Source organism: Petrotoga olearia DSM 13574, from assembly GCF_002895525.1.
In the GTDB taxonomy this organism is placed as follows: Bacteria; Thermotogota; Thermotogae; order Petrotogales; family Petrotogaceae; genus Petrotoga; species Petrotoga olearia.
Window position 1 is genome coordinate 150840 of the sequence record NZ_AZRL01000021.1, and the last position, 11435, is coordinate 162274.

Consider the following 11435-nt stretch of genomic DNA (forward strand, 5'->3'; position numbering starts at 1 on the left):
TTTAGTAGGCCTTAGCCCCGCTTCTAACTCATCGATCTCTATCAATTTTCATCAGAATTATTTAAAAGTTCCTCAACTACTTTAGGATAATATTGATGCTCTAGCTTATGAATTTCTTCCTCCAATTTAGTAAGATCCCAATTTTTTTCTACTTTTAACTCTTTTTGTAATATGATTCTGCCAGTATCAACTTTCTCTTCTACGTAATGAATCGTTATTCCTGTATATTCTTCTTTATTATTATATGCTCTTTCTATTGAACGTAATCCTGGATATTTTGGCAAAAGAGAAGGATGAATATTTATTATTCTATTGGCATAATATCTAACGATGTAGCCTGGTAATATTCTCATGTATCCTGCAAGTACTATTAGATCAAAATCCAGATCTTTTAAACGGCCAAAAAGATAATCATTGTACTCTTTTTTTGATTTGAAAGTGGTATAGTCTATTATTTCATAATCTATTGCCAATCTTCTTGCTCTTTCTACTACCTTAGCTTTCTTGTTATCTGTTATCAATTTAATTATACTAATTTTGGAAGACTTCAAAAAAAATTTACATATAGCTTCAAAATTTGTTCCGTTACCTGAGGCTAAAATTACTATCTTTTTCACAGCATATCGCTCCTAATAAATTTGTTCAAAAACTGATTTTAACTTTTTGGTTTGAATCGCTTGTTGACTTCACTTCTCCAATAATAAAAAAGTCTTCCATTAAAGCAGATTCGAATATTTTTGTAACGTCGGAAAGTTTATTTTCAGGAACAACATATATCATACCAATACCCATGTTGAAGGTTTTGAACATTTCTTTATCGGAAATACCTGTTTGTTTGATACCTTCAAAAATTGGAGGAATTTCCCAATTAACCTTTATCTCCGCACAACAGCCATCGGGTATTATTCTGGGCAAGTTATCGATTATTCCCCCACCAGTTATATGGGCGGCACCTTTTATATAATTGAGCAAAGTTAAAGTTTGTTTAACATAGATTCTTGTGGGGTTTAAAAGTTCTTCCGTGAAGGGAATTTTTCTTTCATCGAGTAGTATTCTAACCAAAGAATATCCATTTGAATGTATCCCAGAAGAAGAAAGACCAATAAGCTTATCACCCGGTTTTATCTTTGAATAGTCAAATATCTTATCTTTTTCAACTATTCCAACGGCGAAACCAGCGATATCTTCACTCTCGTTTTTAAAAACACCTGGTAATTCAGCTGTTTCTCCGCCTAGAAGAACACAACCATATTTATCTAAAATATTTTTTAAATGTCGAATAAAAGTGACAAAATTATTCTTGTTTAAGTGTGATGTAGAGAAATAATCTAAAAAAAATAAAGGTTTTGCACCCATACAAACCAAATCGTTTAAATTCATAGCTACTAAATCTTGTGCAGCTACATCCCATCTTCCATACTTTCTTAACAATTGAAGTTTTGTACCTATTCCATCGGAAGTAGCTACTAAAAAAGGATTTTTATAATTTATTAGTTTATCTTTCAAAGAAAATATTCCAGCGTAAGCACCTATATTGGAACCTATAAAAGATCGGATTTCATTAATTGATTCGTTAGCTGTGTCTATGTCTACTCCGGAATTTTTATAAAACATAACTTGCCTCCTTAATTTTTGGTTATAGTACCTTCTGTGATATTTGCTCCCCTTCGCCCCGCAACCCACCCTTGGCCATTAAGGGGTTCCCCCCTTAAGATCCCCAAGATCCTCAAAATCAAAGTTCGTTTTAAGAAACTTTTTTGCACAAATCAGCAAAAGGGCTCCGCCTTGTGACCCTTTTTAAAAACAGATTTTTTTATTAATTGTTTGCATGGTTTTCTTGTAAACCTTGCCTAGTCTTTGTTAGCGCCCCTTCGCCCCGCCGCCCACTCAAAAAGCTAAAAGGGGATTTTCCCCTTGACCCCGCTCCCCAACCATTTTAAAAATTATAATCTTTAATAAAACAGTGAAAACAGTAATTCTTTCCCTTTTCTCCCAATGAAGCAAATAGATTCTTCAAAGTAATAAAATTAAGAGAGTCTGCATTAAAAATTTCTTTGATTTCTTCAACCGTTTTAGTTGCGCAGATTAATTCTTCTTTCGTAGGGATATCAACCCCCCAATGGCACGTATTAACTGCCATTGGAGAGGCTATTCCTATATGAACTTGTTTAGCACCATTCTCCCTTAGTATCTTCACTATATGCTTCATCGTTGTTCCTCTTACTATAGAATCATCAATTAAAACAACTCGTTTGTTATTTATAACTTCTTTAACGGGTAAAAGTTTACGCCTAACTCCCAACTTTCTTTCTTGCATATCTGGGTCTATAAAAGTCCTACCAACATACTTGTTTCTCATTAGACCCATTTCTAACGGGATACCAGAGGCTTTTGAATATCCTAATGCTGCAGAAAAACCACTATCCATTACTGGGACAACAATATCAGCATCGATAGGATTCTCTTTTGCACACAACTCTCCCAACTTTTCACGCATTAAGTGTACATTATTACCAAATATATTTGAATCGGGCCTTGCAAAATAAACATGTTCAAAAAAACAAAACTTATAAGGATTATTCGAAGATATTACATGGCTTTTAATCTTTCCGTCTTTTATTTCAATCAATTCACCAGGCTTTATTTCCCTAATTTTAGCGTTTCGAAGAGGAAAAAATTTGAAAGCGCTGTCTTCTGAGGCTACGTAAATCGCATTTTCAGTTTCGCAAATACTAAACGGTCTGTATCCAAAAGGATCTCTAAAAGCAATGATTTTATTTTTAAAAAGAAAAAGTAGAGAGTAAGAAGGAGAGATATTTTCAGTAATTAACTTACCTATTTCTTCGCTATTCCAACTCGAAGGAGAGCCTTTTAGATTATTAACTAAAAGATGCGGGAAAAGTTCAGTATCTGAAGTTGTCATGAATATGGAACCTTGTTCTTCATATTTTTCTTTCAGTTCAGAACCATTTTCTATTTGACCGTTGTGAGCTATTGAAAAAAATTCATTTTTATACTTTATACTAATTGGTTGAGCATTTGCGAAATTAGAAACCCCATTCGTTGAATATCTCACATGCCCGATCCCAAAATAACCATTAATTTTTTTTGATACACCACTCCCAAAAACTCTGTTAACGACTCCTTTACCCTTATATGTTGTGATTTTAGTACCATCTGATACAGAGATGCCGGCTGATTCTTGACCCCTATGTTGAAGCGCCAAAAGACCTTCAACAATTCTCCCGCTTACGTTGTACTTTTCAGCCTTTGAATATGCAGCGAACAAACCACAATTCTCCATCAACATTCTATTGTTCCTCCATACTTTTCGAAATACTATCAAAATAGATACTTCTCAGTTCTTTTAAATCAAAAGATGCTATACCGATATCTACACCCTCATCACTGGATTTTATTTCTCCCAATTTTTTAACATTGATATTGGATACTTTTGCCATAGATTCAAAAGCATAAGAATCCCTACTACTAACAGACACAATAAATCTACCCTGATTCTCTCCAAAAAGTTCCTCTATGGAAGTATCTAAAATACCTTTAAAACCTCGATTACTCAATATGCATGACACCGTTAAAGCTACAAGTAACCCACCTTTTGAAACATCGTGCACACTTTTTAAAATACCTTTTTCTATTAGATCTAATATAAAGTTTTGCAAATACCTTTCATACATTGGATTTACAAAGTCGATCTCTCCGCCCACAAAACCTTCAAGAACCTTTAAATAAAGACTTCCACCAATTTTGTCAACATTGATATCCGTTTTTCCAATCAAATACACCAAATCACCAAAATCCTTGAATTTTAGGTTAACCAACTTTTTAATATCTTTAATTTCTCCAATCATACCAATCACAGGTGTAGGAAAAATTGATGTTTCATGATACGAATTGTAAAAACTAACGTTGCCACTAACCACAGGAGTAGAAAGTTCTTTTGAAGCTTCAATCAAACCACCAATACTTTGTTCAAATTGCCAAGATACCTCAGGATCATCAGGATCACCAAAATTAAGATTATCGGTTATAGCTAAAGGCTTTGCACCCACAGAGATTAGATTTCTCGCCGCTTCGTATACAACGTTCTTGGTGCCCTCAAAAGGATCTAAATAGGTATAAAGTTCGTTACTATCAATTGTAACAGCTATAGCCTTTGAAGTGTTTTTTAACCATAGTACTGCACTATCCGCTTGTTCGGGTATCAATATTGTATTGGTTCCAACTTTATAATCGTACTGTTGAAATATCCATTTTTTGCTAGATATATTATGATTAGATAGCAATATTTTTAATATTTTATCTACATCATTTATCTTTGTCTTTGGATATTTTTTCGCTTTGTTCAATGTATAAGTAGAAGGAATGGTGTTGTTCCTATAATATTCAGGGGCGTTAACTAAGACCTCTATTGGAAGATCAGCAAGAACTCTCCCTTCGCTATTTTCTTTAACAACGTAATGAGGGGTAGAAATTGTTTTTCCTATAATTGCAAAATCGATTAAGTATTTATTACATACAGCTTCTACCTTTTTTTCTGTCCCAGGATTAACCAAAAAAAGCATTCTCTCCTGAGACTCAGAAAGCATTATTTCCCAAGGTTCTATATCTTCTTGCCTTTTCGGTATATTATCTAAATAAAGTTCACAACCAACTCCACCTTTATAAGCCATTTCAGAAGTAGAGCTAAGAATGCCTGCAGCTCCCATATCTTGACAAGCCTTTACTCCTTTTATTTTCAATATCTCAAGTGTTGCTTCGATTAGATTCTTTTCAGTGAAAGGATCTCCAACTTGGACGGAAGGCCTGTCATCTTTTCCACTCAGTTTTTTTGATGCAAAAGAGGCACCATGGATTCCATCACGTCCGGTTTTAGATCCGACATATACAAGAAGTTTGTTAGGACCATCAGCATGGGAAGATGCCAAATGATTTTTGCTAGTAATACCCACGCACATTACATTTACCAAAGGATTTGTTGAATATATTTCATTGAATGAAGTCTCTCCACCAACCGTTGGGACCCCAATAGAATTGCCGTAATCACTTATACCAGAAACAACACCTTCGAAAATATTCTTCACCTTAGGATCAGAAATATTACCAAATTTCAACGAATCTAAAAGTGCTATGGGCCTTGCTCCCATAGCTAATATATCTCTAACTATTCCACCAATACCAGTAGCTGCTCCTTGATAAGGTTCAACAGCAGAAGGATGATTGTGACTTTCAACCTTGAAAACGATAGCTTTCCCTCCAATTTGAACGTAGCCTGCATTTTCACTTTCAAAAGATTCATTAATCTTTTTTAGATAATGTTTAGAATGCTTGTAGCCACAATGTTCAGACCATTGCGCAGAAAAAAGGTACGTTTCAAATTCATTGGGTAATCTCCCCAACTTTTCTTCAATAAAGTAAAATTCATCACTTGAAAGACCCAACTCCAATGCTATCTCTTTAATTGTTAATTGATTCTGCACTAGTCAAATACCTCCTGATAGATTGAAAAATGTAATTGCCGTCCTCGCTACCTAATACACCATGACAAGCTCTTTCCGGGTGAGGCATTAAACCAAACACATTGTATTCTTCATTCACTATGCCAGCTACATCGTCAAATGAACCATTGGGATTCTCTTTGTACTTTAATACAATATTTGTAGGATCAAGCTTGTTATCATTTACTATATAACGACCTTCCTTGTGAGCTATAGGTAAAGTTAAAATCTTTTTTTGAACATTATTAATAAAAGGTGTATCATAATTTATGATCTCAACTTCAACATCTTTACATATGAACCTATGAGAGGTGTTAACAGTTAATACTCCGGGTAATACACCAGCTTCTGTAAGTATCTGAAAGCCATTACAAACACCTAAAACTAATCCTCTTTTATTCAATATATACTTCTCCACAGAACTCATCACAGGAGAAAACCTTGCCAATGCCCCAACTCTTAAATAATCCCCATAGGAAAATCCTCCTGGAATAAAAACCAAATCGAAATCTAGTAATTGATTAAAATCATGCCAAATATATTTCACATCAAACCCGTTAATTGTCAATGCAAAAAATGTATCCCTATCGCAATTTGAACCAGGAAAAACAATAATTCCAGCTGTTAATGAATTTGCATTCTTCACATCATTCACTTCCTATTCAAATCGATGATTTCAAAATCCTCTAAAACTGGATTGGTTAAAATTTTATACGCTATTTCTTTAGCTTTATCTTTGGCTGTTTCGTAGCTATCTTCTTTTATTTCTAATTCTATACTTTTTCCAAATCTTACACTTTCAACGTTGTAATTTAACCTTCTTAAAACCTTGAAAGTAGTAGCTCCTTGTGGATCTAAAATCCCTTCTCTTAACTTTACTTTTACTTCAAATCCGAAGGTTTTCTGTTTTTCTTTAATCATATATCTAACCTCCCCAGCAATACTTCGTAGGTGTTTATGAGATCTCCTTTTTCTTCCCTATACACATCTTTATCAAGAGATTCCATAGTATTTGCATCCCAAAAACGACATGTATCGGGAGAAATCTCATCTATCAACGTAAGTTTGTTATCCTTTTTGCTTATTCCAAACTCTAATTTGAAATCCACCAAAATAATTCTTTTAGATTTTAAATAGTCTCTCAAAATATCGTTGACTTTTTTAGAAATAGAAATGATGTTATTCAATACGTCTTCTGTAGTGATCTTGAGAAGAATGATAGCATCTTTGGTGATCATAGGATCACCTAATTCGTCATTTTTCAATGAAAACTCAACCAACGGATAATCAAACATTAATCCTTTTTTTACACCATATCTCTCACAAAAGCTGCCGGCAGTATAATTTCTAATTATAACCTCGAGAGGAATTAAATCTGTCCATTCTGCGACGAAAGAGTTTTCATCATAATCGTTTATGTAATGGGTACTTATACCTTTCTTATTAAGCATTTCAAAAAAGAATTTAGAAATCTCTTTGTTAATTCTACCTTTATTAAGGATCTGGTCTTTTTTTAATCCGTTGAACGCCGTAACATCGTCTTTGAAATTTATCAACAATTTCTCTTCATCTAACTTATATACCTTTTTAGCTTTTCCCTCGTATAAAAGCTCAAAATTTTTCTTATCTTCCATCTCTTTCACCTTCTATCAACCTTTTTGCAAAGTATGCTGCATTTTTCATCCCACTACTTCCAATTCCCATGGTCGCAACAGGTACTCCACTTGGCATCTGTACCATAGAAAGTAAGGCATCTACTCCATTCAAAGGACCTACATCTCTAGGGACACCAATAACAGGGAGGTTAGTTAAAGAAGCTATTACACCAGGTAAGGCAGCAGAAAGACCAGCAACAGCTATTATGACGCCATATTCGTTACTTGGAAGTTCTTCTATAAATTTGGTTAGCTCTTTCAAATTCCTGTGTGCGCTAAACACTTTATAATCGTAACTCATTTTCCATTCTTCAAAGAGATCAATGGCCGTTTTTACAAAAATCTCATCCGATTGACTTCCAGATATCAAAAGGACCTTTTTACTCAAAGTTATCTCTCCTTTTTAAAATAATTTCATCTTTTATAACGTCAAAATAAAATATCCTACCTCTCATACAGTAGAGAGGTAGGATATTGAAATAAAAAAATCACACCCCTCTTACTGTAGTCAAACAGTTTACGGCTGTTTGGTAGAAACTGCCAAACCATATTATCGGCATTATACAGAAAGAGGTTTCTTGATTATTAATTTTTTTATGTAATCATTATAACAAAGAAATTTTAGTCTAAGGTTAATTTTTTGAAAAATAAGATAAACACAAAAAAGCGCTTACACTCGAAAATTATCTTTTATATTGGAGTATTTATCAGTATTTTCAACGAAATCAATTATCTTTTTTTCTATTTGATCTCTTATCTTTCTAAAAGCTTCTAATTGTTCCTCTTCAGAACCTTGTACACTGGCTGGATCATCAAAGGGCCAATGCAGCCTTATACTAACGCCAGGGAAAAAAGGACATTCTTTTTCTGCTTTGGAACATACCGTTATTAAAAAACCAAACCTATCGTTCAAGTATATATCCAAACTTTTTGAGTATTGTCCGACCATAGATACTCCTTTTTCTTCCATGACTTTTATGGTCATAGGATGAATTTCGCTGGCTTCCATACCTGCACTGTAAGCCTCGAACTTATCTTCTCCGTATTTCTTCAAAAACGCCTGAGCCATCTGACTTCTAGCAGAATTTCTCGAACATAAGAACAAAACTCTGATTTTATTCATAATTTTCCTCCCTAGGATGATGGTTTAATCTTGCAATTTCGTCTAATTCTCTTATATCTGCTCTCTTTTCTTGAACTTTAAATTCGTTAAGTCTTTTATCTTTAAGTTTTTGAAGAATATCCTTTTCACTTTTAGCTTTTAAATAATTTTGCCGGGCAGTTTCTTCTTCTTGTAGTTGTTCTTGTAACTCTAAACGTAGTTGTGACAATTGATCATTTAAATAATTATTATACTCTATCATACTTAATAGTTTAGTAATTGAGATAGTATCTTTTACCTCTTTTATGAATTCTGTTGAAAAGGTATCGATCTTATTGTTCATCTTATTAATTTCGTCTTCAACTAACTGTCTTTGTTTATTTTTTATTCCTAATTCTATTCTTGCGGTATCTTCTAAACTTTTTTTTAGATCTTTCAATCGTTCAAGACGAAATTCAAACTTCACTGTTCATCCCCCTATTCAGTTTAAGACTTCATTTAATTCCGTATCTATCCAGCTTATAATAAAGATTTCTAACAGTTAAACCTAATTTACGAGCAACCTCTGTTTTATTACCATGGCTGGCTTCTAGTACTTCTAGAATTATCTTTTTCTCAAAGTCTTCAGTCATTTCTTTAAGCGTTCCTGTGACTTCTTCAACCTTTTCTTCCAAATCGGGAATATGTGTTGAAGTAACTAAGGAATCACTGTTGTCCATCGCCAACATAGCTCGGTCTATTACGTTTTCCAACTCTCTTATGTTCCCTGGCCACGAATAATTCATCAATTTATTCAATGCATCTTCAGTAAATCCATAAACTATTCTACCATACTTTCTATTTAAATTATGTAGTAGTTGCTGAGCTAGTTCAGGTATGTCTTCCTTTCTTTCTCTTAATGGAGGAACTTCAATACTTACTACTGAAATTTTGTACAAAAGTTCTTTAGAAAATTTACCCAAACTTGAAAGAATCTTTAAATCTTCGGTTGTTGAAAAAATGAACCTCACATCAGGAATAAAATCGTAATAATCCGTATCGAAAACATTGTCTTTAAGAAAAGTTAAAAGTTTTCTCTGCATTTCTAAATCCATTAAATCAATATTTTCCAAAAAAAGTGTCCCTTCATTAGCTTGAGCCAAATAGCTATTTCCCCCAAAAAGGTACTCTTCCTGTCTTTCTTTTGGAATCAAAGAAAAATTTAATTTTAAATATGGTCCATCTTTTCTCGGACTTGCATTGTGAATAGCTTGTGCTAGAACCTCTTTCCCTACCCCAAATTCTCCTATTAATAAAAGGTCCACGTCTACAGATGCTACTTTACTTGCTTGAGCTATTACATCTTTCATAATTTCAGATTTTACTACTAAATCGTCGAAGGTGTGTGTGGCACTCTCTTTTTTTAGCATCCTTTTCGTTGCCTCAAGTTCGTTTATCAATCTTTGAATCTCGGAAATATCATGAATAACGGCGACACTTCCTTTAAACTCATTTTTAACAAAAAGTGGGGTGACGCTTGCTACTACTTCTTTTTTGTTCGTAGCCAATCTTTTTCTTACATTGTATATAGGTTTTTTCTCTCTTGCACATTGAATATGTAAACTTTCACCTTCTGCTAAATCTATAGTGGCAGGTTTACCAATGACCTCCCTTGGTGTTAGCCCTGTGATTCTTGTATAAGCTCTGTTGACCATGGTAACACGACCTTCTTGATCAGCTACGGAAATCGCATCGGAAGTAGAATCAATTATGGAACTTAAGAGCGCCTCCATTTCTCTTAGATTAGTAATCTCTTCGGCTAATTTTTGTAATGTGGTGATATCTCTGAAGACAGCTGCAACGGCGATAGTTTCATTATTATCATTTTTTATAGGGATGCGGGAAGTTAAAATAACTTTATCTCCTAAACTTTGTAATTTGTCGTATTCTGGTTCCCCGGTTCTTAAAACAATATGCAATCTTGTGTTTGGAACATTTTCAACTACATTTTGCCTTATTATTTTTTCTTTATCAACCTCTAAAATCTTACAGGCGGAGTCGTTTATGTAAAAAATCTTTTCTCTTTCATCTATAACCATTACTCCATCTTGTAACTGATCAAGAACATACCGCATCAGTTCTACTTCTTTCATGAAATCACCCCTCTGATAGTCACCAACGTTTATTGTGACGTTGAAAAAACTTCATCGTCTTCTTTTAAATTGTGAGCCTGAATCCAACCATTTTCAAATCCTAATTCATACAAATAGTCTACTACTTCCTGATATTCTGATTTGTATAAATATCTTGATAATTTTTCATAATTTTTTGCCTTATAAACTGGAACGTACTGGTCCATTAAACTGACATGTACCTTTTCGGAAACATCATACTTTAAGAATTTTAAGGCTTCTTTCGCTTGGTTTATTAGATTGGGTAAAACTAAAATACGAATTATTATTCCTCTTTTCAAAATGTTAGACTTTTCATCTACTATAAAAGTTTCACCAATCTGACGATACATCTCTTTAACAGCTAACTGCATATTACTCCAGTAATCATTTACTCCTGAATACCTTTTACTAACTATATTACTAGTATACCTTATATCAGCCAAATATATATCAACGACATCCTCCATCAGCTTTAAAGTTTTAATATTTTCATAAGAGGAAGTATTCCACACTATAGGTAATCTAAATCCACGTTCTATTGCATATATCAAAGCATCAAAAATAAAAGGTAAGTATGGAGTGGCTGTTACCAAATCTAAGTTAGCAGCCTTCATTTCATTCTGTAATTTTAAGAAAATTTCTCCTAAATCGATTGTTGAAATGTTCTTTCCGAAACCCAGTTGACTAAAATTAAAATTCTGACAATAAACACACCTCATCGTACAATTGCTAAAGAAAATACCACCTGCACCATTTTCTCCTTGCAAGACAGGCTCTTCTCCAGGATAAAGAACATACTCGGAAATTTTTATTTCGTTCCCGACCCTACAAGTTCCAATATTTGTTAATCTATTTACTTTACACTGGCGAGGGCAAAGATCACATTTTTCTAATCGTTTCATCAAATAATCACGTCTCTTATGAAGTTCACCTGACTCGTATAACTTCATGTAAGAAGGTAAAATGTCCATCTTATAATTATAACCTCCACAATTATCTGTCATTATTA

12 protein-coding genes and 1 riboswitch are annotated in these 11435 nt (G+C 33.6%); all 12 genes read right to left on the reverse strand.

The window, feature by feature from the left end:
• Positions 1-41: 41 nt before the first annotated feature.
• On the reverse strand, positions 42-617 hold the full coding sequence (gene purN, locus X929_RS07725; RefSeq protein WP_103067446.1) for a phosphoribosylglycinamide formyltransferase: 576 nt from the start codon (positions 615-617) through the stop codon (positions 42-44).
• A 25-nt stretch (positions 618-642) separates the two neighbouring features.
• Positions 643-1614: a phosphoribosylformylglycinamidine cyclo-ligase gene (gene purM / locus X929_RS07730; protein WP_103067447.1), complete on the reverse strand. Its 972-nt coding sequence runs from the start codon at positions 1612-1614 to the stop codon at positions 643-645.
• A gap of 322 nt (positions 1615-1936) precedes the next feature.
• Positions 1937-3310, reverse strand: coding sequence for an amidophosphoribosyltransferase (gene purF, locus X929_RS07735; protein ID WP_103067448.1), 1374 nt, complete (start codon positions 3308-3310; stop codon positions 1937-1939).
• 1 nt (position 3311) lies between these two features.
• Positions 3312-5498, reverse strand: a complete 2187-nt coding sequence (purL, locus tag X929_RS07740; protein ID WP_103067449.1) for a phosphoribosylformylglycinamidine synthase subunit PurL — start codon at positions 5496-5498, stop codon at positions 3312-3314.
• Positions 5476-6162, reverse strand: coding sequence for a phosphoribosylformylglycinamidine synthase subunit PurQ (purQ, locus tag X929_RS07745; RefSeq protein WP_103067450.1), 687 nt, complete (start codon positions 6160-6162; stop codon positions 5476-5478). The genes purL and purQ overlap by 23 nt, the downstream gene beginning before the upstream one ends.
• A 5-nt stretch (positions 6163-6167) precedes the next feature.
• The gene (gene purS, locus X929_RS07750) at positions 6168-6437 is read right to left on the reverse strand and encodes a phosphoribosylformylglycinamidine synthase subunit PurS (protein ID WP_103067451.1); all 270 of its coding nucleotides are present in this window, start codon (positions 6435-6437) and stop codon (positions 6168-6170) included.
• Complete coding sequence (gene purC, locus X929_RS07755; RefSeq protein ID WP_103067452.1) at positions 6434-7150, reverse strand: phosphoribosylaminoimidazolesuccinocarboxamide synthase; 717 nt, start codon at positions 7148-7150, stop codon at positions 6434-6436. The genes purS and purC overlap by 4 nt, the downstream gene beginning before the upstream one ends.
• Positions 7140-7559, reverse strand: a complete 420-nt coding sequence (locus tag X929_RS07760; RefSeq protein WP_103067453.1) for a 5-(carboxyamino)imidazole ribonucleotide mutase — start codon at positions 7557-7559, stop codon at positions 7140-7142. The genes purC and X929_RS07760 overlap by 11 nt, the downstream gene beginning before the upstream one ends.
• Before the next feature lie 97 nt (positions 7560-7656).
• Positions 7657-7758, reverse strand: a riboswitch (purine riboswitch).
• An 83-nt stretch (positions 7759-7841) separates the two neighbouring features.
• Entirely contained in the window at positions 7842-8294 is a 453-nt protein-coding gene (locus X929_RS07765; protein ID WP_103067454.1) for an arsenate reductase ArsC, read from the reverse strand.
• Positions 8287-8739, reverse strand: coding sequence for a flagellar export protein FliJ (gene fliJ / locus X929_RS07770; protein ID WP_103067455.1), 453 nt, complete (start codon positions 8737-8739; stop codon positions 8287-8289). The genes X929_RS07765 and fliJ overlap by 8 nt, the downstream gene beginning before the upstream one ends.
• 28 nt (positions 8740-8767) lie before the next feature.
• Complete coding sequence (locus tag X929_RS07775) at positions 8768-10405, reverse strand: sigma-54 interaction domain-containing protein (RefSeq protein ID WP_103067456.1); 1638 nt, start codon at positions 10403-10405, stop codon at positions 8768-8770.
• A 29-nt stretch (positions 10406-10434) separates the two neighbouring features.
• Positions 10435-11430 carry a radical SAM protein gene (locus X929_RS07780; RefSeq protein ID WP_245858684.1) on the reverse strand — a complete coding sequence of 332 codons (996 nt, stop codon included), beginning with the start codon at positions 11428-11430 and terminating at the stop codon, positions 10435-10437.
• Positions 11431-11435 lie beyond the last annotated feature (5 nt).